Genomic DNA, 23,686 nt, shown 5'->3' on the forward strand with positions numbered 1-23,686 from the left:
ATTGTTTTATTCTAATTGTGGTCCAGCCGAAATCAACGCTTTTGCTTGTTCATTGTCGCAATATTTTTCAAAATTATTGATATACAATCTTGCCAGTTTTTTAGCTTTTTCTTCCCAATCTGCTACACTGTTATATGTATGTCTTGGATCTAAAATATCACTAACGTTTGGTACAAATTCAGGAACTGTTAAATTTAGATATGGTATGTTAATTGTCTTCTGTTTCTCTATAGATCCATCAAGTATTGCATCAATAATTGCACGGGTATCTTTTAATGAAATTCTTTTTCCAGTTCCGTTCCATCCAGTATTTACTAGGTAGGCTTTGGCATTGTGTTTTTTCATTTTTTCAACCAATACTTTTGAATATACTGTTGGGTGTAATGTTAAAAATGCTTCTCCAAAAGCAGGTGAAAATGATGGTTGAGGTTCTGTAATTCCTCTTTCTGTACCTGCTAATTTAGACGTAAATCCACATAAGAAATGATATTGAGCCTGGTCTTCATTTAAAATAGAAACAGGAGGTAATACACCAAAGGCATCAGCAGATAAGTAGATAATTTTACTTGCGTGACCCGCTTTTGATGGCAATACAATTTTGTTAATATGGTATATTGGGTAAGAAACTCTTGAGTTTTGTGTAATTGAATGATCGTAATAATCTACTTCACCATACTCATTAACAACTACGTTTTCCAGCAAAGCATCTCTTTTTATAGCTCTCCAAATATCAGGTTCATTGTCTTCACTTAAATCAATTACTTTGGCATAACATCCACCTTCAAAATTAAATACGCCATTGTCATCCCAACCGTGCTCATCATCACCAATTAAATAACGTTTTGGATCGGTAGAAAGTGTTGTTTTACCTGTTCCTGATAAACCAAAGAAAACAGCCACATCACCATTTTCGCCAACATTTGCAGAACAATGCATTGAAGCTATGCCTTTTAATGGTAAATAGTAGTTCATAATAGAGAACATTCCTTTTTTCATTTCACCACCATACCAGGTGCCGCCAATAATTTGAACTTTTTCAGTTAAATTAAAAACAACAAAATTTTCAGAATTTAAGTCGTACTCTTTCCATTTTTTACTTACCGTTTGTGATCCGTTCATCACAATAAAATCGGGTTCGCCAAAGGTTTCTAATTCGTGAACAGAAGGTCTAATAAACATATTTGTTACAAAATGAGCTTGCCAAGCAACTTCCATTACAAAACGCACTTTTAACCTTGTGTTTTTGTTGGTTCCACAAAAAGCGTCAACTACATATATTTTTTTAGATTTAGATAGCTGTTTTAAAACCAGTTTTTTAAGTTTTAGATAAATTTCATTGGTGGTTGGTAAATTTACTTTACCATCCCAATTAATAGTATTTTTTGTAATGTCATCTTTTACAATGTATCTGTCTTTTGGAGATCGACCTGTAAAAACGCCTGTTTTAACAGCTACGGCACCGCTTTCTGTAATTGCGCCTTTTTCAAATCCTTTTGTGTATGGCGAAACTTCGGCTTTGTATAATTCTTCATAGGAAGGGTTGTAAACTATTTCATGGTATCCTGTAATACCAAGGTCGTGTAACTGCTGAATAACTTTAATATTCTTCATAATGAAGCTTTTATTGTTTATATTCTTATTTATTACTTAAAAATCACTTTAATTTAAATCGCTAAAAATCAGTTTTTTATTGTAATAAATATATGGCTAAATGTTTAAGTTCACAAACAGTTTATATGCAGTTTTAAAACAAATATTACCCAAAATCACTTCCTTAAAAAAGAAATCCCCATCACTATCCAGCCTGTAATAAATAGCAAACCGCCTAAGGGAGTTACAAACCAAATAGTTTTAGCACTTACACCAAAAGTAATGGCGTATATAGAACCCGAAAAGCAAACAATACCAGCAAAAAACAAATAGCTAATAATTTTTTTTGTTTTTATTGAAAATTGCCCATACATATTAACAATTAACAAAGCAATTATATGATACATTTGATATCTAACACCAGTTTCAAAACTTTTTAATTGAGTATCGCTTAGTGTTTCTTGTAAAGCATGTGCTCCAAAAGCACCTAATACAATTGTTATTGCTCCTAAAAAAGCAGTAATGCTTAAAATTTTATTCATTTTATTGAAATTTTGATGCTTAAAGATAAAATTTAAGATGCAAACAATTATAATAATTTGTATATTTAAGTAAAAATTATAGATATGAACAAACATGCAAATAATTTAGTTACTGTTTTAACAGCTAGTTTAATTCACCAAATTCACATTGCTAAAACATTACTTGCAAGTCAAGGTATTGAAAGTTATATTTTTGATGAAAATATAGCAACTACTATTGGTACTGCTTTTGTTGAAGGTTATAAATTAGAAGTAGATAGCGCCGATTTAGAAAAGGCTAAAAAAATACTTGCTGAAATTGAAGAAGAAAATAGCTAGTTTGTGTTACAACAAACAAGATCCATTCTGTTAAATTTTTGAATATGAGAAATGTTTTGGTAATTGGTGCAGGTAAGTCTTCTTCGTCTTTAATTACGTATTTACTTCAAAAATCTTTTGAAGAAGACTTGCATGTTACCGTTGCTGATGTTTTTTTAGAACTTGCACAAAGCAAGCTTAACAAGCACAAAAATGGATCGGCCATAACTTTTGATATTCTCAATAAAACGGAACGACAAATGGCAATAAAAAATGCCAATATTGTGGTCTCCATGTTGCCTGCTCATTTACATATCAATATTGCTAAAGATTGTTTAGAATTTGGAAAAAGTTTGGTAACTGCTTCTTACATTTCAAATGAAATGAATAGTTTGAATGATCAAGTGGTTAAAAAAAATCTTGTTTTTATGAATGAAATAGGATTGGATCCTGGTATTGACCATATGAGCGCAATGCAAGTAATAGATTCAATTAAAGAGAAAGGCGGAAAAATGCTCTTGTTTGAATCGTTTTGCGGTGGATTGGTAGCACCTGAAAGCGATGATAATTTATGGAACTATAAATTTACTTGGAATCCAAGAAATGTGGTACTTGCCGGACAAGGTGGTGTGTCTAAATTTTTACAAGAAGGAACCTACAAATACATACCGTATCACAAATTATTTAGAAGAACAGAAATTCTTCAAGTTGATGGCTATGGAAAGTTTGAAGCCTACGCTAATCGAGATTCATTAAAATACAAAAGTGTTTATGGTTTAGACAAGATACTAACACTTTACCGAGGTACAATTCGTAGAGTAGGATTTTCAAGAGCTTGGAATATTTTTGTGCAATTGGGTATGACTGACGATAGTTATACAATTGAAAACTCAGATAAAATGAGTTACAGAGATTTTACCAATTCTTTTTTAGCATACAGTCCAAGCGATTCAGTTGAATTAAAATTACGCCATTATTTAAAAATTCCACAAGACGATGTTATTTGGGATAAATTGGTTGAGCTTGATATTTTTAATGCCAATAAAATGGTTGAACTAAAAAATGCAACACCTGCTCAAATTTTAGAAAAAATATTAAAAGACAGTTGGACTCTTAAAAAAGATGATAAAGATATGATTGTAATGCAGCATCTTTTTGGATACCAATTAAATGGCGAAAAACATCAAATTGTAAGCAGTATGATTTGTATGGGTGAAAACGAAACGTATACTGCAATGGCTAAAACTGTTGGCTTGCCTGTTGCTATTGCTACTTTAAAAATATTGAATGGTGAAATTACCAATCCGGGTGTGCAAATGCCAATTAAAAAGGAAGTATACCAACCTATTTTAAAAGAATTGGCTGAAAACGGGATTGTTTTTACCGAAAAAGAAATGCCTTATTTAGGATATAATCCTGAAATAATTACAGCATAGTATTACATTTTTAAATAAAAATCTTTTACTAAATTGATGTATTCTGAAGTGTATTGATGGCGTTCAATTTCAATGACCAATTCATTAATTATTGTTGTGTTTTCAGTGAACGAAAATTGTAAAAGACTTCTTTTTATTGGTGAATTTTCAGTTCCTTTTACACGTGTAATTCTGTTTGGAAATAACTTTTGCTGTTTGGCCAGTTCAATAAAATACGCTTCTTCTGAAAACGGAATTATAAAAGCACAACTACCTATTTCAGACAATAATTTTGAAGTTCCTTCTAACAATTCATAGTATGTTAAACTTTCAGTATGACGCGCCATAGCTCTTTCTTCTGAAATTTCTTTGTATGTTGAAGTGTAAAATGGCGGATTGGAAATAATCAAATCGTACTCATCATCAATTTCATCAACAAATTCTTGTAAAGAAGCGTGGTAACAAAACAAACGATCACCCCAACTACTTCTTTCAAAATTATCAACGGTTTGTTCGTAAGCATCATCATTTAATTCAATAGCATCAATCACTTCAGCATTGCTTTTTTGAGCAACCATCAATGCAATCAAACCTGTTCCTGCTCCAATATCTAAAACACTAAAAACTTCCGAATTTACTTGAACCCAAGCACCCAATAAAACGCCATCGGTTCCAACTTTCATAGCTGTTTTATCTTGTTGAATGCTAAATTCTTTAAATTGAAAAGGTTTGTTAGACATGTGTTTTTAATAATTTTTCAGTTAAACTCCATAAACGTTCGCCATTTTCTGGATTTGAAGCCAATTCATCAACAGGTTTTCTGCTCATTAAAAACAAATAATCAGTTGGCTTTCCTTCAATAGCTTTTGAAGCTGTCAAATATACAACAGGTGCTGCAGCTTTTTCGGGAGAATTAAAAAAAATTTTAAAAACCAATTTCATAACAGGCTGTACTAATTTTGGAGCTTCACGCGCAATATTTGAGTTTACAGGGCCTGGACATAAGGCAAAAACAGAATAATTGGTTTTATCAACATTCAATCTTCTTGATAATTCTTGAGCAAAAGTGGTCATTAATAATTTGTAATAACCATATCTTTCAACTGTTTTAGCCATTTTATGTTCTTGAAATTTACCAAAAGTATCCCATTCAAAAGCTGTTGGATTTCTATGACTTTCAGAAGAAACAAAAACAATTCTTGGAATGGTATTTCCTTCCGTATTAAAACAATTTTCTTTCAATAAACCATTCACCAAAACAAATTTTGATAAATAATTTACGGTAAACATTTCATCAAAACCAGCAGAAGTTTTTCGGGCTTCACTTACAACCACAGCAGCATTACAAATTAATATATCAATTTTTTTAACCTTTAATTTTACTTCTGTAATTAGTTTTTTTATAGCGTTAAAATCTGATAAATCTACATATAACATTGTTACTTTATTGCTTCCAGAAGCTTTTTTAACTTCTTCTCCTTTTTCAGGAATACCGCTTCTTACTGCCATTATTACTTCAGCACCCAATGCTGCTAATTGTTTAGCAGTTGCCAATCCCAAACCAGAGCTAGAACCTGTAATTAGTACTTTTTTACCTTGTAAATGGTCGTTTTTTGTAAGTGAGCCAACGCTTTCTCTTTTTTTAAATAAATCTAAAATACCACTTATGGTTGCCTGTAGCGGACTGTTATATTTTTTGGTTGTCTCACTCATTAGATGTCTAATTTTTGTTGAAATTGTTCGTATTCTTTTGTGAATTTTTGAATATAAGCCTTGTCAACACCAAAGTCTGCTAAGTTGTATTGATGAACACCGTATTTCCCTTTCGGGTTTTCGTTGTTAGATTTTTGAAAAATAGCTTTTAATTCGGGTGAAATAATTTCGCCTCTATCGGCATAAATTTGTTCAATAGTAGCTAAAGAATCTTTTATCAATGCTTTGTATGAAATGTCTGTAAATAAGATATTCGGATTATTTTTAGAACGATATTCCAAGGCCTTTTCTAGCATAAATCCATTTTTACGAATCCAATGTTTTGCTACATTTTTTTGGGTAACTTCTTTGCTGAACAAAATTCGAGCATATGAAACCATACTTAAAAAAGATGGAATGCATTCTTGTACGTCTCTGTGTGTCCAAATAAATTGCACATCTCCAAAATATTTTTCAGCCAATTGTAAAAACTCCAAATGATGCGGTGTTTTTAAAACCCATCGTTTTGCAGGTCGCTGCCACTGTAATAATTTTAACAACTTCACCATATACTCATAGGCAGGTGATTGGTCTGTTTTTTCTAGCCAAGCAGCATAGGTTGGTACATTCATAGTTGCTTCTGTAGTAGTGCTTAAAAATGAAACATCTAACAACAACACATCTTCTTCAGGTGCTTCAGATTCTACAGGATGAATGGCAAAAAAACCAGGCGACATATATTTTAAGGCTTCTACGCTTGTTTTTGCAATTTTTATGCGCTCTTTTCCTGTTTTTGTATCTTCTTTTATGGGTGCAGGATTTAAAGCTTCCCAACTTAAAATAGCTCGGTTATTAGGATCAGCAGCTAACAATCTTTGCAATTTTGTGGTTCCAGTGCGTTGTAAACCTACAATTACCATACACGGATACAATTCTTGCGCTAAAATTTCAGGGTGTTTTTTAAAATAAGCTTCGGCTCTTAAGCGCACCGACAATAAATTGATAATGCGTTTGCGTGTAATAAATTGGCCAATTGGATGTAATTGCGCTTCTTCATTAATAGATTTCAACATGACCTTTAATGGTTCTTCCCAAAAATCACCAAAATCAGATAATCCCGTAGCTTTTTGAGCTGCTTTTTTTAAGCTCTCAATTTCTAAAGTAGATTTTGTTCCTAACGGATAGGTCGATTTCCAAATACTGTTGATGGCCGTAAACCAACCAGGCTGCTGTTTGTATTGGTTTGAAGTATATGTGTTTTCTGCCTTCATAATTATTTTAAGCTTTCCCATTTTACAACCTCACAATTGGGTTGAATTTCAGTTCCTACTTTATCCAATCTGTACCAACGCCAACACATGGTTCCTTCTAAATGATTGCAAGTATTTAGCCAATTTTTTAGACCAGGATTTTTATGTGCAACAATAATTTTTAGATTTCCATCGGGTTCATATTTTGCAGTGCCTTTGCTAATGCAAATAGTGTGATAACGGTAATCCAAAGATTCCATCCAATAATTGTTTAACTGAAAATTCCAGCTATCACAAACAGGTGGTTGAACTGTAATAACCAAAGCTTCGTCTTCTTTTAAATTCCAGTAACTATGGTAATAAATAATGTTTGCATCACCACCAGCAGCATTTGAAACTTTTGGGTCGAATTGTGGTAACTGATTGGGGTGCTTTTTAAAACCATTTACCCAACGTGTAAACAAAATTGGAGCGCCAGCCACAAACATAGCAGCCATTTTTAAACCTTCGTCTATCATTTTTGGAGTGATGGCATCAGGTGATTTTCTTCCGTCCAGATTTTCAATTTTTATTTCAGCAGGAACTTCTTCAAAACGATTTAAAAAAGTTTGACGAACCATTGCCAAGCCAGTTTCATTTTCAATTTTTAGCCAGTTTTTTCCTTGTTTTTCTTTGCTTAAAATAATCTCAAAACTACCATCTTCTTCCAATACCAAATCTTTTCCTTCCAAAGCGCCACAAGGCGATAAACCTCCTGTAGATCCATAATTTCCATTCTGCGTAAAAAAACCAATATAATGTACTGAATTTTTTTTTCCAGTGATTTTATATTCAAAATTGCCACTAATTTGTGCGTTGAAATAATAATTGTCTGGATTATCGGCTCCCATTTTTACGGTTTCGTGTACCATTCTTTTAAAAATTGGAAATGATGGGTCTGCATATTCTACAAAAGCTTCTAATGAAACTCGGGTCAATCGGGTTAAATAGCGAATACCTTCAGCTTGATTAAATGCATCTTGCGGAGTGCCTGCAGCTTTTAAATTGGTTCCTGCCAATTTAATTTGGTCGCAAAAATCTTCCCAAGATTTTCCAGAAACAATTCGCTGCTTATAGATATCATCTTCAGTTTTTCCAGAAATGGTTAGTTTTATTTTTCTGAAAAAATTCGAAACATTTAAAAAGACAAAGAGTAATTTTCGCATTGGAATAAAAATGATGTATTTTTAGTTTCATTAAAAGTAAGTAAAATTTGCAAATTATGAGTGATAGCACTTTTAAAAACAACTATGGTTATTGGGTAATTGTGGTAGGGTCTGCTGAAGGCTTAGGTGAGGCATATACCATTGCTTTGGCTAAAAGAAAAATGAATCTGATTTTGGTAGACAATCAGTTGAATTTACTTGAAGCAATTTCAAAAAAAGTTGAAACAGATTTTGGTGTTAAAACTGTAAAACTTTACTTGGATTTAAAAGATGTAAATGCAGTTGAAAAAATGATGTTGGAAATTGAAAAAGTAGATTGTCGTTTGTTAATTTACAATGCAGCGTACAGTTTGGTGAAACCTTTTTTAAATCATAATGAAGTTGAATTAGACAATTATATTGATGTAAATACCCGAACACAACTTAAATTAGCACATCAATTTTCAAAATTATTAATTTGTAAAAAACAAGCTGGGGGTATTTTATTAATGTCGTCTTTGGCAGGTTTGATTGGAATGCAATTGGTTTCAACCTATGCAGCAACAAAGGCTTTTACTTGGAATTTAGCTGAAGCTTTGCATTACGAATTGAAACCAAAAAATATTAAAGTTATGGCTTGTATTGCTGGTGCTACAGCAACTCCGGCTTATTTAAAAACAAAGCCTACTTATGGATTTATAAAGCCGCAAATTATGAGCCCAATTGATGTGGCCGAAAGTGCCTTGCAAAATTTAGGTAAAAAAGCCTTATTAATTCCTGGATTTTCAAACCGATTCAATTACTTTATTTTAACCCGTTTATTGCCTCGAAAAATGGCTGCTTCAGTAGCCAATAAAACAATGCTTACTATGTTTCAAGAGCAAAGTAACAGTTAACTTTTAATAATATATTCAGCAGTTAAATAAGTTTCAATGGTGCCATAATCTATAAATGATTTGGTGTCGGTATATACCAAAATCATATTTGGAATCATTTTTAAAATACCTCCAAAAAACTTGGTTGGATTTAGCAATTCAGTTTTTGTTTTGCAATGTTCTTCAACAATACCATCCCAATTTTCTTTGTTTTTTGCCCAAGGTTCTTCAACAACATTTCTATTGTAATGCGTTAGAGGATGAATTTTTAATGAAAGCGGTGTGTGGCTATTGTGCCAACGATTTATAAAAGTGTTGTAATCAATAGATTTTTTTTGGTTGAATAAAGTTAGCAGGCAAACTCCAGGTGTAGTTTCACCATCAGCCCAATTTTTATCATATGCTACAGGCAAAGCTTCAGTAACTTCAAAAAAACCGGCAAAACCAAGTTCGTTTTTAAGTTCATTAAATTGGTTATTTTCATTCGATTTTATTGAAATTGAAGCAATTTTATCTTTTTTAAATGGGATGATTGAAATTGAAGGTGGTGCTTCTTTTGTTAAAACAGCTTTTATTAAAATTGATGGGTATTTTTTGGCCAAACTATTTGTCAATTTTAGTATTCGGTTGTTAAAACCTTTGTAGCTTTCTGTTTTATCACCTCTTATTAAGCATATTGTTTTTTTCATTTTCAAAACCAATTATAATCACTATTTTAGTACAGCTGATTTAGAGCAAGATACTAAAAAAAGATTCATTTTAATATGGCAAAAAAACAACCTCATATATTTTTAACCGGAGGATCGGGGTTTATAGGAACTAGAATTGTTGAAGAATTATTAGATAAATCTTCACCTTTAAAACCATCAAAAATTACCATTTTTGATATTCAGCCATATCAAGGAATTAAAAATGAATTGATTGAGTTTATTCAGGGTTCTGTTTGTGATTTTGAAGCATTAGAAAAAGCAAGTAAAAATGCCGATGTTGTTATTCACACCGCAGCAATTATAGATTGGGGTACAAAATCTGAACAAGAAGTTTTAAATATCAATGTTAATGGTACTAAAAACATGATTAGAGCCTGTAAGTTAAATAATATCAATTATTTGGTTTACACAAGTTCTTTAGATGCAGTTTTTACAGGAACGCCTTTGGTTGATATTGATGAAAATCAACCGTATCCAAAAACACATCATACGGTTTATTGTGAGTCTAAAAAATTGGGAGAATTGGCTGTTTTAGAAGCGCATTCAACAACTTTAAAAACCTGTATTTTAAGACCTTCGGATGTTTATGGCGAGGCTGATCCTTATCATATAGACTCGTTAATTGATATGGCTAAAAGCGGGTTTTATGTGCGTTTGGGTAATGGAAAATCCAATTGTCAGCACGTTTATGTTGGTAATATGGCTTATGCACATGTGTTGGCGGCCAATGCATTGTGGACAAATAACAGTAAGGTAGAAAAAGAAATCTACTTTATTACAGACGGAAAAGGTTCTAATTTTTTTAAATTTTTTGATAAAGTTGTGGAAGGTGCAGGTTACAAGATTTTTCCAAAAAACGCTTGGATTCCTAAAACATTGGCTTATTCAATTGGAAGTCTTTCTGAAGCCACTGCCATTTTAATGCGACCAATTAAAAAATACAACCCTAAATTTAGTCGGTTTGCAGTAATTTATACTTGTACAGATTTTACGTTTTCATCTAAAAAAGCTTCCGAAGATTTCAACTTTCATCCAAAATATTCAACTGAAGAAGCACTTCAAAAAACAATTAAATTTTATTCAAAAAACAAATAAATGGCTCACGGACGTTTTGATAACCCAGTAGTTGCCAGTATGACTGGTATTTTAGATATTTTTAGAAAGCAAAAACTATCAGAAAGATTGACAGATAATGATAGGATAGATGGCAAAACTTGTTTGGTTACTGGTGCAAATACAGGTTTGGGTTTTGCTATTGCAGTAGATTTAGCTAAAAGAGGTGCTAAGGTAATTATGGCTTGTAGAAGTCAAATTCCTGAAGCTGGCGAGAAAGTCAAAAAAATATCGGGTTCAGATAATGTAGTGATGAAATATCTTGATTTAAGTAAAATTGATACAATTCATAGTTTTGTAGCCGATTTAAAAAATGAAAACATTACTTTAGATTTTACGGTTTTAAATGCAGGAGTGGCTTTGCCTAAAGCAAAAAAAACAGCTTCGGGTTTGGATGAAATATTTTTGGTAAATTATTTATCTAATTTCATTTTATTGAATTTATTATTGAACAATGGAATTATTCCAAATTCAACGATTTCAAAAAATAAGAAGTTAGAAGACAAGCCATCAAGAGTTATTTTTATTTCTTCAGATTCTCATCAAAAATCTTCTTTTATTGACCATGATGAATTTGGTCGTTATTTTGAGTACGGACTTAAAAAAGGGATGAATAATTACAGTTATTACAAACTGGTTTTAAATACTTTGGCTGTTGAAATTTCAAAAAGAATGAATAAGGATACAGCAAATCCAGATGTTTCATTTAATGTTATTTGCCCTGGACCAGTAAATACCAATATTGTTAGAGATGCTCCTTGGTTGATTAGAATGCTATTAAAAGGTATTTTTTCAATCTTTTTTCAATCTCCTGAAAAAGCAGCAAAAGCAGTTTCGTACATTACTATTTCTAATGATTTTGAAGGCAAAACGGCTGCTTATATGCATATGTTTAATCCAAAAGAAATGGATTATAAAATTTATATTCCTGAAGAAGGAATTAAATTATGGGAGCATTCTGTTGAAGTTTGGAAACGTGTTGATGAAAATGCCGTCTTAAATATTTAAACAAAATTTTATAGAAATCAATCAATTTAAAATTGTAAATTATTGATATGTAGGTTTTTGAAAATTAATTTTAAAGATCCGACACAACATGTCGTATACTTAATGATCTAAACCCCATAATTTTACTTTATGTTAAAAACTAATAAAATAAAATTATGAAGACAATTACAAGAAACCTATTTACGCTTATTTTAATAGGTTTTATATCAACATCAATTATTGCACAAGAAAAAGAAAAAAAGAATAAGAAAAGTCCTGCTGAAGAAAGAGCTGAAATTGATAAAATGACCAGTAAAGCACTTGCTGAATTATACAAAGTTCAACCGCAGGCCAGAAATGAAATTGCAAACTCAAAAGGCTATGCAGTTTTTGGTAACTTTGGTATGAACTTGTTTTTACTATCTACTGCAAATGGCGCTGGGAAAGCAGTTAGTGGAGGTAAAGCAACATATATGAAAATGTATTCAGCAGGTGTTGGAGTTGGTATAGGTGTTAAAAAATTCAATGGTATTTTTATATTTAAAACCACAAAAGCATATCAGAATTTTATAGAAGAAGGATGGCAAGGTGGCGGGCAAGCAGATGCTGCTGCAAAAGACAATAAACAAGGAGGGGCAGTTGCTGGTGCAATTAGTATTTCGCCTGATATTACGTTTTACCAAGTCACCAATAAAGGGTTAGCGGCTCAAGCTACAATCCAAGGAACTAAATATTGGAAAGACAAAGATTTGAACTAAAAATAGTTTTAATTGATTTATTATAGATTCTTAAATATAAATTTTTATATTTAAGAATCTATTTTTTTTTAAATAGTTTGATTATGAAGTATATTTAAGATTAAATTAGTGCTTTAAAATAAACATCTTTTTTTTGAAAAATAAATATGTCATAATTATTATTCTTTTTGTAGTGACGCTAATTTCTATGTCAAAAATTAGTGCGCAAAAAACTGATACCATTTATCATATAAACGGAAACATTTTAACGGGAGACTTTAAAAGTTTAGTCTATGGTGTTGTAATTTGGAAAATGGAGGGTATGGGAACTATAAATTTAGAAGAGGTTAAAATTAATACCATTATTTCAACAAAAGAATTTGAAATAAAACTGAAAAATGACCATATTTATTTTGGTTCTTTTGGTGCATCTAAAACCAAAAGAACAACTTATATTATAGATGGCGACAAAAAGACACTTGTAAAGATTGATGATATTATTGAAGCGTATCCTATTAAAAACAATTTTTGGAGTAAAACAAGTGGTAATTTTAGTTTGGGTTTTAACTATTCAAAAGGGAGTGGTGTAGCAACTTTGGCATTTTCGGGTAATCTTAATTATAGAAAAGAAAAAAGTTTTTATAGTTTTAATTGGGATGACAATAATACTTATCAGGGTGATACCTTAAATTCAAGCTACACAAATTTTAATCTTACTTGGCAACGTTTATTAAATAATGGATTTTCTACGCAGGCAATTATTGGTGGAGGTCAAAATACCGAATTAGGAACTAAATTTCGCTGGGAGCTCGATTTGATGGGTGTTAAAGATATTTCTTATAATAGTTGGAACCGGCTATATGCTGGTACTGGATTAAGTATTACCAGGGAAAAATCTTATGGAAATGATGGTACACAAGACGATATTGCCGGAATATTTCAGTTGGTTTGGAAAGTGTATAAATTTACCAGTCCAAAAATATGGGTAGACACAAGTATAACATACTTACCTTATTTTACTGATGGAGGCAGGTATAGAGCTTCTTTTAATTTAAATCCGAAAGTGAGTGTTTTTAGTGATAATTTTAAAGTTGGATTTAATTTTTATTTCAATTACGATAGTGACCCACCTTCAATTGAGGCTTTCTCTACAAATGATTACGGCTTAAATTTACAATTGACTTATTATTTGCATTAGTTTGTAAATATTAAAGATAAATTTAAATTATCCCAACCAACCTTCTCTGTCTAAACTTCTATATTGAATTGCTTCTGAAATGTGTGTTGAGTTGATATTTTCAATTCCTTCTAAATCGGCAATAGTTCTTGATACTTTTAAAATCCTGTCAAAAGCTCTGGCCGATAGATTTAAGCGTTCCATAGCAGTTTTTAAAAGTGTCATACTTTCATCATTTAAATTACAAAACTTACGAATTTGTTTTACGCCCATTTGAGCATTGTAATGAATGTTTTCGTAATCTTTAAATCGTTCAGATTGAATTTCTCTGGATTTTGTAACACGTTCTCGTATTTGTTTACTTGGTTCGCTTTGTTGTTTTTCGGTTAATTTTTCAAAGGGAACAGGATTTACTTCAATATGAATATCAATTCTATCTAATAACGGACCAGAAATTTTACTTAAATAACGTTGCATTTCTGCAGGAGATGAGGTAACTGGTGCATCTGGATCGTTAAAATAACCACTTGGGCTAGGATTCATACTTGCTACCAACATAAAGCTACTAGGGTAAGTAACCGTAAATTTTGCACGTGAAATGGTAACCTCTCTGTCTTCTAAAGGCTGTCGCATAACTTCTAATACAGTTCGCTTAAATTCAGGTAATTCATCTAAAAATAAAACGCCATTGTGAGATAAAGAAATTTCTCCAGGTTGTGGATATTGACCACCGCCAACCAATGCAACGTCTGATATGGTATGATGAGGTGATCTAAATGGGCGTTGACACATCAATCCTGTGTCTTTTACTCTTCCTACAACCGAATGTATTTTGGTGGTTTCTAAAGCTTCTTGTAAGGTCATAGGTGGTAATATAGAAGGCAACCGCTTGCTTAACATTGTTTTACCACTTCCAGGAGGGCCAACTAAAATAATATTATGACCGCCAGCTGCTGCAATTTCCATAGATCTTTTTACAGATTCTTGACCTTTTACATCGGCAAAATCAAATTCGGGATTGTCCAAATTTTTGTTAAATTCTGCATGGGTATCTATTATTGTAGGCTCTAAAGTTGTTTTTCCTTCAAAAAATTCAATAACCTCTAATATGTTTTCAACGCCATAAATTTCAAGATCATTAACTATGGCTGCTTCTTTGGCATTTTGTTTGGGCAAAATAAAACCTTTAAATCCATCTTCAAGTGCTTTTATAGCTATTGGAAGCGCGCCTTTTATGGGTTGTAAGCTTCCGTCTAGCGATAGTTCACCCATAATTACATAGTCGCCAACTTTATCTGATTTTATTTGATTTGAAGCAGATAAAATTCCTATTGCCAAAGTTAAATCATAAGCAGATCCTTCTTTTCGCAAATCGGCAGGAGCCATGTTTATGGTGATTTTTTTGCCAGGAAGATGGTAATTGTTGTTTTTTAGAGCGGCTGATATTCTATAACTACTTTCTTTTATGGCATTGTCTGGTAAGCCTACCAAATGGTAGCCAATGCCTTTGTCAATATTTACTTCAACGGTAATAGTGGTGGCTTCAACGCCAAATACGGCGCTGCCAAAAATTTTCACTAGCATATTTTTTTCTTTTTTATAAAAATAGAAAAAAAATGAATGCTAATGATAAACTATTTAGGAGTTATTTATAAAGTTTAAAACTTGATAAACATTTTTTTAGTTGAATCGCGTTCTACCAATTTGGTTTTGATAATTTCAGTTACAATATCGTCAAATGGAATTTTTTCTTCAATTTTATCAATCAATCTTTTTGCGGCAACTTTTCCAGTAGTATGTGCAAAACGATTTACACTTGTTAATGGAGGTGTGCTGTAGCGAGATAAAATTCCGTTTGTAAATCCAATAATTGAAATTTCTTGAGGAATTTTTATGTTTCTTTTGTTTAGTACTTGTGTTGTAATAGCTCCAGAAATTTCATCAATGGTAAAAATACCATCTACTTTATTTTCATCAAGCATTTTATTTATTGCATCCTTCAGATTTTCTTCATCATTGTAACGAATAATTAAATCTTCATTAGGTATTACATCGTATTTTCGCAAAGCTTTTAAATAACCATCAACCCTAAATTTACCAATATCTAACCCTTCTGAAGTTGAAATCAATGCAATGTTTTTACATTCAGAACGCATTAAAAAACGGGTGGCTTTATAAGCACTTTTAATGTTGTCTGTTACAACTTTATCACAATTTATTTCGGCATGTACACGATCGTATAAAACAATTGGAGTGCCATCTTCTAAAATATTTTTGAAATGATCAAAATTTCCAATTTTTAAAGTTTCTTCAGAAATACAGGCAATAAAACCATCAATAGTTCCATTTGACAGCATTTCCATTGTATCAACTTCTTTTTTGTACGATTCGTTGGTGATACAAGTTATAATATTATATCCTTTTTCGGTAGTAACTTCTTCAATACCTCTAAGTACTCTAGCGTAATAATAAGTTAAAATATTAGGCAATAAAATACCAATGGTTTTGGTTTTTTTATTTTGCAAACTCAAGGCCAAAGTATTTGGTTTGTACTTGTGTTCTTTGGCGTAATCCTGTATTTTTTTCTTGGTTTCTTCGCTTATTTCATAACTGTCGTTTAAGGCTTTTGAAACAGTAGAAATAGAAACATGAAGTGCCGCTGCAATTTGCTTAATTGTGATTCTCTTACTCATTATTAGTTAGTATTGTTAGTTTTGTTGAACTTGATATGATCTCCTCTTTATTCAATTTCATTTTTCTAAAAGTTCCGTTGTTGTACATTTCAGCCTGATCTTTGTAATGTGTGCTAAACGGATTTCCAGATTGACCAGTTGGTAATATACTTACGCTATTTTCAATATCCGAAAAATCAATGATTCTTCTTGTTGATGGTCCAAGTGTAATATTGTACATTCCAAATTCTATTTTATCAAAATCGTAACTGGTGTTATTGATAACTTCACTTGCACCGTTTAAAGGAAAAGGACCAACATTAAAATATTTTCTTAAAGCATTTACCGTTCCCAAAGGGTGTTGGTGCTCTAAAGTATGCACTTTTCCCCAAGTCCAAGTAGTCATTTCATTTCCTAATTGGTTTTCTAATGCTGCAACTGTTTCAATCAATGATTTTGATAAAATATCTTTTTTGGTTTCAATAACTTTTGAAGTAATGCTGTTATCCCACCAAATAGAGGTGTCTTTTTTAAGTTGAACAGCAATTGTACGTTTCATTAAAGTAGTTTTTAAAAATTGGTTGAATAGTTTTTCGCCCATTTCATCTTCAAAAGTATTTTTCAAAAATAAATAAATCCATTTGTTGTAAATAGTTGGTGCAATATCGTCAATATTATTTGAACCATCCCAATGTTTTAGCACTTCAATAGCATTTTTTTCTTTTTCTGAAAATGAATTATTGTCTATAATTGAAGTGAATTCTTTAATGTTATTTAATGCAACTGTTGAAGTTACGTCGTTAATCATTGTTTCAAAAGTACTTTTATCCCAGTTGTTTTTTGGGGCTAATAATTCAACAATTCGTTTGGCTCTGTCTTCGGGTAGGTAATAACCAGCATAATACATATTTGCAGTAGTATCTGGCTGATTGTTTGCAGAATAGACATATTCCCATGAAGGATTTTCGGCCATTGGATTTTTGCTGAAATCTAGATATTCAACAATGTCATCTTCACCAGAAGCGCCATTTAAAATTAATTTGGTGTTTACATGTGGCTTGTGCTTGTATAATTTTGCGGCTGCCCACCACGCAATATTTCCTTTAACATCTCCATACATAAAATTTAAACCAGGTGCGTGAATCATTGAAACGCCCTTTTTAACATCTTGCATTTCAGTTGCATGAGAAATTGAGTGTAATGCATTTAAAACTTGCCCTTCTAATTGTGTGTATGCCCAAAATAGCGCAATAGGGTTGCTGTCTGAAATTTCTTCAATAACATTATTTACAATTGGACCGTGTCTGGTATTTTTTACTTCAACAGTTACATCTTCATCATCTTTTATTTTGATTGTTTTTGAAGTGATTTGGTAAGTTGAATAACCTTGTGGTGTTTTGTAGCTATTTTTGTTTGAAGGGTGATTTTCTTCATTATAAAAATCCATATCATCATTTTCAAACATGGTTAAACCATAAGCATAGTTGCGATTGTGGCCCAGTAATGGAAAAGGAACACCAGCAATATAATAGCCATACATCTCATAGTTTGGTGTTGAAATATGAGCTTCGTACCATGTGCCTGGCTGCGAATATTCAATATGAGGATCGTTTGCAAAAAGCACGCTTCCTGTTGATGATTTTTTAGGTGAAACTACCCAGCTGTTGCTGCCAACAAAAGAAGGTATTGGAGACTTTTCTAGAATTTGGTCAATATTTGAAATTAAATTTTCAAAATTTTCAAGATCTTGGTTTGTTGTTTTTATAAGAGTTGAACTTGGATTTATAGCAATATCCAATGCTTTTAAATAATCAATTCCTAATTTTTTTTGAATGATACTTAAAAAAGGATCTGTTTTTTGAGCCATAGCAAAGCTAAAAGACATATAGCCTAAAATATTATATGTGTCAATGAGTTCAAATTTTTCTTTTTCAATACCAATAATTGTAAATTCAATAGGAGTAGGGCCTTTTTCAATAAATTGATTGATACCATTTAAATACGCCATTGCTAGCATATAAGCTGGTCCGTTTTTATCTAATTTTTCAATGGCTTTTTTTGAAGTTTCTTCAATGCCTAAACTCACAAAAAAATGGTCGTTTTTAAGCATGTCTTTTCCAAAAATTTCAGACAATCTTCCAGGAGCTATTCGTTTAATTAACTCCATTTGCCACAAGCGTTCTTGTGCGTGTACATAACCTAGTGTTGTTATGGCGTCTAATTCATTTTCAGCATAAATATGCGGAATTCCAAATTCATCATAATAAACTTGTGTTTCGTTCTCAATATTTGACAGTTTTATTTCACCAGAATAAGATGGCTTTAGATAGATAGTATACATCCACCCACTTGCTAATATCAATGCAATTAACACAAAAATAATTAAAATGATTTTTTTTAAAATTCGCATTAAAAAAGTATCTTTTTTTGTTTGCACAAATATAGTGAAATCTTTTAGAAAACGTTATAGTAATAAATACTTGTCTAAATGTAAAAAAAACTTTACTTTTATAAAATTGTAAAATATTTTTTTGTGATATTTTAAGTTTTTTTACAGTAAAAAAAGTATTAAAAAATGAAGAATAATTTAAAGGTAGAACGGGCTATTCACAATTTAACACAAGCCCAATTGGCTGAGGTTATTGGTGTAAGTAGGCAAACAGTAAACGCAATGGAATTATGTAAATATGTACCATCTACTGTGTTGGCTTTAAAAATATCAAAACTTTTTAAAAAGCCTGTAAGTCAAATTTTCTTTTTAGAAAAAACAGATTAAAGATATTTTTCTTTAATAATTTTTAAATGGTGTATTTGGTGTCCGGCAATTATAAAACCCAAAGCTCTAACTGTCATGTCGCTTCCGTTAATAGAACCTGATAGCGTAAACATTTCTTCGGTAAAACTTTTAAATAATGAAATATTACTGTTTCTAACTTGTTCAAATTCAGTTAATAGTTCTGTAAAATCTCGTTGGTTTCCATTGGAGTTTTCAACATACCAATCTTCATCAAAAGCTTGTAAATCAGTAGCATCATTTCTTGAAAAACGCAAAGCTCTGTAACTTAAAACTCGTTCAGCATCAATAATATGCTGAACAAGTTCTTTAATTGTCCACTTATCTTCATCATATTGGTAAAGTTGTTTTTCTTCCGAAATATTTTGAAGTGTTTTTAGTAAATCTTCTTTTGAAGAAACTAGTATTTCAAATAAATTTGCGAAACCAAGCGCCTTAATATAATTTTTATAAAAAGGCGCATATTCGTTTTCGCTAATTTGTAAAGTAGTCATGTATTAAGCTGAATTTCTACTTGCGTTTATGTTTCCAAATAATGAGCGAGTTACCATTTTTTCATACACTTTTATCAATTCTGGATCTGTATTTGGATCTTTTTGCAATTGTTGTATGTTGATTAACGCAAATTGTTGAATGGTTAACAAAGGCAATACAATGTTTTCACGCATTTGAATAGAAGCTTTACCTACTTTATTGCTTTGCATTAACTCTGTATAATCGGTTAATTTTAAAATCAATCGTTTTGTAGTTAAGTATTCTTCGTAAATTATTTTCCAAAATTCACCAAACTCTTCGTCTTTTTCCATGTATTGTGTCAGTTCAAAAAATGATTTTGAAAGTGACATCATACAGTTTCCAATCAAAGTTTTAAAGAAGTCTGAACTATTGTATAAATTTTTAAGCGTGTCAAAATCACCATTGTCTTCATATTTTTTCAAAGCTGTACCAACTCCGTAAAAGCCAGGTACATTTTGTTTTAATTGACTCCAAGAACCTACAAAAGGAATGGCTCTTAAATCTGAAAAATTAAGTTCATTACCACTAGAACGTTTAGATGGGCGACTTCCAATATTTGTTTTTGCATAATATTTTAAAGTACTCATACGCTCTAAATATGGTAAAAATTTAGGGTGATTTTTAAAATCGCAATATGATTGGTAGCTGGTAGTTGCCAAATCGGACATGATTTTAGTTTCCTTATCTGTAACAATATGCTTAGAATTGCTAAATAATTCGTTTGAAATACCAGCACTTAATAATTGTTCAATGTTATATTGTGCAGCGTCTTTGGTTCCAAAATTAGAGCTAATTGTTTGTCCTTGTACCGTTAATTGAATTTCTTCATTTTCAATTGTTGGGCCTAATGATGCATAAAACTGATGTGTTTTTCCACCACCACGTGCAGGAGGTCCTCCACGACCATCAAAGAAAATAACTTTGATACCAAATTCTCTTGCAATTTTAGTTAAGTTTTCTTTGGCTTGAAATATAGCCCAGTTTGCCATTAAGTAGCCACCATCTTTAGTTCCGTCAGAAAAACCAAGCATTATTGTTTGCTTGCTTCCACGTTCTTTTAAATGTGACATGTATGCTTCGTTTGTATATAATTTACGCATTACACCTTCAGCATTTACTAAATCGTCTACAGTTTCAAAAAGTGGAATAATATCTGCAGTTATGTTGTGTTTAAATCCACACAAATTAAACATTGCAAATGTTTCCATTACGTTTACTGCTTTTTGGTTGTTGCTAATAATGTATCTGTTAGCTCCACGCACACCATTGTTTTGTTGTATGGTTTTTATGGCGTGTATAGATCCTAGCGTTTTTGTAACCATTTCATTTTCAAAAATGTTGATATCTACATTGTCTTCAACTTTTGAAAGAATTGATATTTGCTCATCTTCAGTAAGTTCTAGGTAATTTTTTGGAAAAATTGTACTGCCATTATTGATTAAAGTAGTTACAATTTCACTAAATACATTGTGGTGAACTCTACTGTCTTGACGAATATCTAAAGTAGCAAAATGATAACCAAATAAGCGTACTTTGTTTATGTAATCTGTAATTTCTTCTAAGTAAATTGATTGATGTTTTGTAATTATAATTTCTCTAATTACTTTTAAACGTTCAATAAATTCATCAAGAGGAATCATAGTGTTTAAATCAGGATTCACACTATTGTCAAACAATAATTTTTCTAGTTCGTTTATGTGTTGTTCAACACCGTTAAATGTTAAACGTTTCTTTAAAATACGAATATCTTTATAGTAATTTTTAAGAATCATTTGTTTTAAACGTTTTGCAACGTTTAAGGTAATTTCAGTGGTAACAAATGGGTTTCCATCTCTATCTCCTCCAGGCCAAAAGCCTAAATTAATAATATCGTTATCGATTTCTTTTCCGTCAAAAATATTACTTTGAATGTAATTGTAAGTATTTGATACAGAGTGGTAAAACACATTTTCTAAGTACCATATTAAACTTACGGCTTCATCAAATGGAGACGGTTTTTGGTGTTTGAAAAAAGGAGTTTTTCCTAATTGAGCTAATAATTTATTAATTAAAAGCAGTTCGTTTTTTTCAATAGCATGGGCAAGTTCTGTGATAATTCCTAAAACAGGACCTGGATAAAATTGTGTTGGATGTGCAGTTAATACAATTCTAACTTTAAAATCTTCTAAATGCTTTTGAAGTGCTTCTTTTTTATTTTCTTGTGCTGCAGTTTCTTTGGTATTTCGCATGGTTCCAACACCATCCATGTTATTTACATCGGCAAAGGCAGCATCTTCAATTGCGTCAAATAAAACAACTTGACGTTCAATATATTGTATAAAACGAAATAATAGTTTCGTTTTTTCTTCATCGGTTAAGTTTTGCTGATAGGCATTAAAAAAATCTTCAACAATTTCTGTTGGATTTTTTTTATTTGCAAATCCGTTTTCACATTTTTCGTGAAATAATGGTAGTAAAACACCAGTATTTGTTATGGAATCAAACGGAAGTGAAGTAAAAATACTGTTGTAAATTTGATATTTAGACAGTACGTTTTCAGTAAAACGTGTGAATTTTGGTTGTTTATGCATATTTTTTTAGTTATATAGCGGTAAATTTACAAAAGCTTTGTTTAAATTAAAGTATCTGTAGCCTTAATTTAACGAAATCGATTTTTTTGTAAATTTTTTTACAGCGTGTAAATCAAATATTTTTTTTGATGAATTTTAAAATAATTAGGCTATAAAAAAATGAAGTAGTAGTTTTTTTAACAATTTGAACTTCATCAATTATAAGAAATTAGATTTTAATTTTTAATATACTTGAAGTTGTTTTTGAAACTTTAAAACGATCGTCTAAGCGTTTACCAATAACCCACACAATATCATTTTGAGAACACAATAACCAAGTATTTTCTTTTTCAACTAACGATAGTTTTTCGTCTTTAAAAAACTTGCTTATTTTCTTTTTGCCATTCAATCCAATTGGGTAAAAGAAATCTCCTTTTTCTTTTTTTCTGATGGTTAAAGGGAAATTAATTTTATCATAATCAATTGAAATGGTGTTTTTTTCGTCTAAAAATAATTCGTCAAAAACTTTGTTGAAATGGTTTTTAGTATCAAAAGCAATGTCAACTTTTTCAAAATTTAAAGCAATAGGTTTTGTTATTGATGAAGTGTTTTCAGCAATTTCAAAAATGCTTGTTTCTTCAGTTGAAACAATGCTAGATAAAATTAAAATATCACGATTTTTTAGCAATCTGTGTGTTTTGCTAAAAACATGTTTTCCGCTTTGAGCATCCAACAATTCAACAATATCATCCCACTCGGTAAAGCCGTATTCATTTAATAATTCGTACAAATATATTTTTGGATTGCTTAACTTTTTAAGTTCAGAAATTTTTAAATGAAGTGTATTTTGGTGCGAGCTAACAACGTTTGTTTTTACAATTTCAATATAATCTGCAATAATTTGTTTGCTTCCTTTTAAATTATCAAGTGTGTTGCTAAACGATTCTAATAAATTAGGATTTAACTCTTTTAAAAATGGTACTACTTTGTGTCTTATTTTATTACGAACATATTTAATAGAAGAGTTACTGCTGTCTTCTCGCCAAGTTAGTTTTTTCTTAGTGGCGTAAATTAAAATATCATTTCTAGAAAAAGGTAACAATGGTCTAACAATATTGCCGTTTACAGCAGGTATGCCTGTGAGTCCTTCTAAGCCAGTTCCTCGGGTTAAATTAATTAAAAAAGTTTCTATAACATCATCTTTTTGATGCGCGGTAACAACATAATCAATTTTATTTTTTTCAATAAGTTGTAAAAACCATTTGTAACGCAAATCTCGTGCTGCCATTTGGGTAGAAACGCCCATTTTTGTTGCGTACTCTTCTGTATCAAAGCGAATAGTATAGGTTGGTATTTGTAAACTTTCACCCATTTCCTTTACAAATTCTTCGTCTTTATTGCTTTCTTTTCCGCGCAGCATAAAATTGCAATGCGCTAAGGAAATGTCAAATTCTAAACGGTGAAAAATATGTACTAAAACACGGCTATCAATACCGCCTGATATTGCAATTAATATTTTTTTACCTATTAAAAAAGGTAAATTTTGATTGATATGTTTTTGAACAGCCTTTCGCATTTTTTGTGGT

21 protein-coding genes are annotated in these 23,686 nt (G+C 31.2%); 8 read left to right on the forward strand and 13 right to left on the reverse strand.

From position 1 onward, the window contains the following. Positions 1-6: 6 nt before the first annotated feature. Positions 7-1,611, reverse strand: coding sequence for a phosphoenolpyruvate carboxykinase (ATP) (gene pckA, locus EC396_RS07445; RefSeq protein WP_129366079.1), 1,605 nt, complete (start codon positions 1,609-1,611; stop codon positions 7-9). Positions 1,612-1,766: 155 nt separating this feature from the next. After that, entirely contained in the window at positions 1,767-2,132 is a 366-nt protein-coding gene (locus EC396_RS07450; protein ID WP_129366080.1) for a DUF423 domain-containing protein, read from the reverse strand. A gap of 84 nt (positions 2,133-2,216) precedes the next feature. On the opposite strand from EC396_RS07450, the gene EC396_RS07455 reads away from it, so the two are divergent. Next, complete coding sequence (locus tag EC396_RS07455; protein ID WP_129366081.1) at positions 2,217-2,450, forward strand: DUF2007 domain-containing protein; 234 nt, start codon at positions 2,217-2,219, stop codon at positions 2,448-2,450. A 44-nt stretch (positions 2,451-2,494) separates the two neighbouring features. Then, a complete protein-coding gene (locus EC396_RS07460; protein ID WP_129366082.1) occupies positions 2,495-3,865 on the forward strand; it encodes a saccharopine dehydrogenase family protein in 1,371 nt (456 codons plus the stop codon). 2 nt (positions 3,866-3,867) lie between these two features. On the opposite strand, the gene EC396_RS07465 is transcribed toward EC396_RS07460, so the two are convergent. The 4 genes from EC396_RS07465 to EC396_RS07480 are packed head-to-tail and all read right to left on the reverse strand — an operon-like array spanning position 3,868 to position 7,991. Further along, positions 3,868-4,584 carry a tRNA1(Val) (adenine(37)-N6)-methyltransferase gene (locus EC396_RS07465; protein ID WP_129366083.1) on the reverse strand — a complete coding sequence of 239 codons (717 nt, stop codon included), beginning with the start codon at positions 4,582-4,584 and terminating at the stop codon, positions 3,868-3,870. Then, entirely contained in the window at positions 4,577-5,557 is a 981-nt protein-coding gene (locus EC396_RS07470; protein WP_129366084.1) for an SDR family NAD(P)-dependent oxidoreductase, read from the reverse strand. Before EC396_RS07470 ends, EC396_RS07465 begins: the two co-directional genes overlap by 8 nt. Further along, positions 5,557-6,807: a sulfotransferase gene (locus EC396_RS07475; protein WP_164975223.1), complete on the reverse strand. Its 1,251-nt coding sequence runs from the start codon at positions 6,805-6,807 to the stop codon at positions 5,557-5,559. The genes EC396_RS07470 and EC396_RS07475 overlap by 1 nt, the downstream gene beginning before the upstream one ends. A 2-nt stretch (positions 6,808-6,809) precedes the next feature. Then, positions 6,810-7,991 (reverse strand): DUF1214 domain-containing protein, encoded by a 1,182-nt coding sequence (locus EC396_RS07480; protein ID WP_129366086.1) that lies wholly within the window; start codon positions 7,989-7,991, stop codon positions 6,810-6,812. A gap of 56 nt (positions 7,992-8,047) precedes the next feature. On the opposite strand from EC396_RS07480, the gene EC396_RS07485 reads away from it, so the two are divergent. After that, positions 8,048-8,866: an SDR family oxidoreductase gene (locus EC396_RS07485; RefSeq protein ID WP_129366087.1), complete on the forward strand. Its 819-nt coding sequence runs from the start codon at positions 8,048-8,050 to the stop codon at positions 8,864-8,866. On the opposite strand, the gene EC396_RS07490 is transcribed toward EC396_RS07485, so the two are convergent. Next, a complete protein-coding gene (locus tag EC396_RS07490) occupies positions 8,863-9,534 on the reverse strand; it encodes a hypothetical protein (RefSeq protein ID WP_129366088.1) in 672 nt (223 codons plus the stop codon). The two genes, EC396_RS07485 and EC396_RS07490, sit on opposite strands and share 4 nt — an antisense overlap. Positions 9,535-9,609: 75 nt before the next feature. Here EC396_RS07490 and EC396_RS07495 point away from each other — a divergent pair, with 75 nt between their 5' ends. The 4 genes from EC396_RS07495 (at position 9,610) to EC396_RS07510 (ending at position 13,590) form a co-directional block, all read left to right on the forward strand. After that, a complete protein-coding gene (locus EC396_RS07495; RefSeq protein ID WP_129366089.1) occupies positions 9,610-10,650 on the forward strand; it encodes an NAD-dependent epimerase/dehydratase family protein in 1,041 nt (346 codons plus the stop codon). After that, the gene (locus tag EC396_RS07500; RefSeq protein WP_129366090.1) at positions 10,651-11,676 is read left to right on the forward strand and encodes an SDR family NAD(P)-dependent oxidoreductase; all 1,026 of its coding nucleotides are present in this window, start codon (positions 10,651-10,653) and stop codon (positions 11,674-11,676) included. 155 nt (positions 11,677-11,831) lie between these two features. Further along, positions 11,832-12,413, forward strand: a complete 582-nt coding sequence (locus EC396_RS07505; protein WP_129366091.1) for a YSC84-related protein — start codon at positions 11,832-11,834, stop codon at positions 12,411-12,413. A 187-nt stretch (positions 12,414-12,600) separates the two neighbouring features. Then, positions 12,601-13,590 (forward strand): DUF481 domain-containing protein, encoded by a 990-nt coding sequence (locus tag EC396_RS07510; protein WP_129366092.1) that lies wholly within the window; start codon positions 12,601-12,603, stop codon positions 13,588-13,590. 27 nt (positions 13,591-13,617) lie between these two features. Here the strand turns inward: EC396_RS07510 and EC396_RS07515 are convergent, their stop codons facing one another. The 3 genes from EC396_RS07515 to EC396_RS07525 all read right to left on the reverse strand — a co-directional run bounded on the left by EC396_RS07515 (position 13,618) and on the right by EC396_RS07525 (position 18,651). Further along, a complete protein-coding gene (locus EC396_RS07515) occupies positions 13,618-15,153 on the reverse strand; it encodes a YifB family Mg chelatase-like AAA ATPase (protein WP_129366093.1) in 1,536 nt (511 codons plus the stop codon). Between the two features lie 74 nt (positions 15,154-15,227). Continuing rightward, positions 15,228-16,262, reverse strand: a complete 1,035-nt coding sequence (locus EC396_RS07520; protein ID WP_129366094.1) for a LacI family DNA-binding transcriptional regulator — start codon at positions 16,260-16,262, stop codon at positions 15,228-15,230. Further along, positions 16,255-18,651, reverse strand: a complete 2,397-nt coding sequence (locus tag EC396_RS07525; RefSeq protein WP_129366095.1) for a penicillin acylase family protein — start codon at positions 18,649-18,651, stop codon at positions 16,255-16,257. The genes EC396_RS07520 and EC396_RS07525 overlap by 8 nt, the downstream gene beginning before the upstream one ends. A gap of 165 nt (positions 18,652-18,816) precedes the next feature. On the opposite strand from EC396_RS07525, the gene EC396_RS07530 reads away from it, so the two are divergent. Continuing rightward, positions 18,817-19,017, forward strand: a complete 201-nt coding sequence (locus tag EC396_RS07530; protein ID WP_129366096.1) for a helix-turn-helix transcriptional regulator — start codon at positions 18,817-18,819, stop codon at positions 19,015-19,017. Here EC396_RS07530 and EC396_RS07535 read toward each other — a convergent pair. The 3 genes from EC396_RS07535 to tilS all read right to left on the reverse strand — a co-directional run bounded on the left by EC396_RS07535 (position 19,014) and on the right by tilS (position 23,676). Then, complete coding sequence (locus tag EC396_RS07535; RefSeq protein WP_129366097.1) at positions 19,014-19,529, reverse strand: DinB family protein; 516 nt, start codon at positions 19,527-19,529, stop codon at positions 19,014-19,016. The genes EC396_RS07530 and EC396_RS07535 overlap by 4 nt on opposite strands. Positions 19,530-19,532: 3 nt before the next feature. Next, positions 19,533-22,121 (reverse strand): phosphoenolpyruvate carboxylase, encoded by a 2,589-nt coding sequence (locus tag EC396_RS07540; protein ID WP_129366098.1) that lies wholly within the window; start codon positions 22,119-22,121, stop codon positions 19,533-19,535. Between the two features lie 208 nt (positions 22,122-22,329). Next, positions 22,330-23,676: a tRNA lysidine(34) synthetase TilS gene (gene tilS / locus EC396_RS07545; RefSeq protein ID WP_129366099.1), complete on the reverse strand. Its 1,347-nt coding sequence runs from the start codon at positions 23,674-23,676 to the stop codon at positions 22,330-22,332. Positions 23,677-23,686: the final 10 nt, after the last annotated feature.

The sequence above is a fragment of the Lutibacter sp. HS1-25 genome, from assembly GCF_004121075.1.
GTDB lineage: Bacteria > Bacteroidota > Bacteroidia > Flavobacteriales > Flavobacteriaceae > Lutibacter.

Coding starts and splice junctions, on each gene's coding strand:
- EC396_RS07460 (WP_129366082.1), top strand. CDS start 2,495: ATGAGAAATGTTTTGGTAATTGGTGCAGGTAAGTCTTCTTCGTCTTTA.
- EC396_RS07525 (WP_129366095.1), bottom strand. CDS start 18,651: ATGCGAATTTTAAAAAAAATCATTTTAATTATTTTTGTGTTAATTGCA.
- EC396_RS07470 (WP_129366084.1), bottom strand. CDS start 5,557: ATGAGTGAGACAACCAAAAAATATAACAGTCCGCTACAGGCAACCATA.
- EC396_RS07465 (WP_129366083.1), bottom strand. CDS start 4,584: ATGTCTAACAAACCTTTTCAATTTAAAGAATTTAGCATTCAACAAGAT.
- pckA (WP_129366079.1), bottom strand. CDS start 1,611: ATGAAGAATATTAAAGTTATTCAGCAGTTACACGACCTTGGTATTACA.
- EC396_RS07455 (WP_129366081.1), top strand. CDS start 2,217: ATGAACAAACATGCAAATAATTTAGTTACTGTTTTAACAGCTAGTTTA.
- EC396_RS07450 (WP_129366080.1), bottom strand. CDS start 2,132: ATGAATAAAATTTTAAGCATTACTGCTTTTTTAGGAGCAATAACAATT.
- EC396_RS07540 (WP_129366098.1), bottom strand. CDS start 22,121: ATGCATAAACAACCAAAATTCACACGTTTTACTGAAAACGTACTGTCT.
- EC396_RS07475 (WP_164975223.1), bottom strand. CDS start 6,807: ATGAAGGCAGAAAACACATATACTTCAAACCAATACAAACAGCAGCCT.
- EC396_RS07485 (WP_129366087.1), top strand. CDS start 8,048: ATGAGTGATAGCACTTTTAAAAACAACTATGGTTATTGGGTAATTGTG.
- EC396_RS07530 (WP_129366096.1), top strand. CDS start 18,817: ATGAAGAATAATTTAAAGGTAGAACGGGCTATTCACAATTTAACACAA.
- EC396_RS07510 (WP_129366092.1), top strand. CDS start 12,601: ATGTCAAAAATTAGTGCGCAAAAAACTGATACCATTTATCATATAAAC.
- EC396_RS07535 (WP_129366097.1), bottom strand. CDS start 19,529: ATGACTACTTTACAAATTAGCGAAAACGAATATGCGCCTTTTTATAAA.
- EC396_RS07495 (WP_129366089.1), top strand. CDS start 9,610: ATGGCAAAAAAACAACCTCATATATTTTTAACCGGAGGATCGGGGTTT.
- tilS (WP_129366099.1), bottom strand. CDS start 23,676: ATGCGAAAGGCTGTTCAAAAACATATCAATCAAAATTTACCTTTTTTA.
- EC396_RS07490 (WP_129366088.1), bottom strand. CDS start 9,534: ATGAAAAAAACAATATGCTTAATAAGAGGTGATAAAACAGAAAGCTAC.
- EC396_RS07500 (WP_129366090.1), top strand. CDS start 10,651: ATGGCTCACGGACGTTTTGATAACCCAGTAGTTGCCAGTATGACTGGT.
- EC396_RS07480 (WP_129366086.1), bottom strand. CDS start 7,991: ATGCGAAAATTACTCTTTGTCTTTTTAAATGTTTCGAATTTTTTCAGA.
- EC396_RS07515 (WP_129366093.1), bottom strand. CDS start 15,153: ATGCTAGTGAAAATTTTTGGCAGCGCCGTATTTGGCGTTGAAGCCACC.
- EC396_RS07505 (WP_129366091.1), top strand. CDS start 11,832: ATGAAGACAATTACAAGAAACCTATTTACGCTTATTTTAATAGGTTTT.
- EC396_RS07520 (WP_129366094.1), bottom strand. CDS start 16,262: ATGAGTAAGAGAATCACAATTAAGCAAATTGCAGCGGCACTTCATGTT.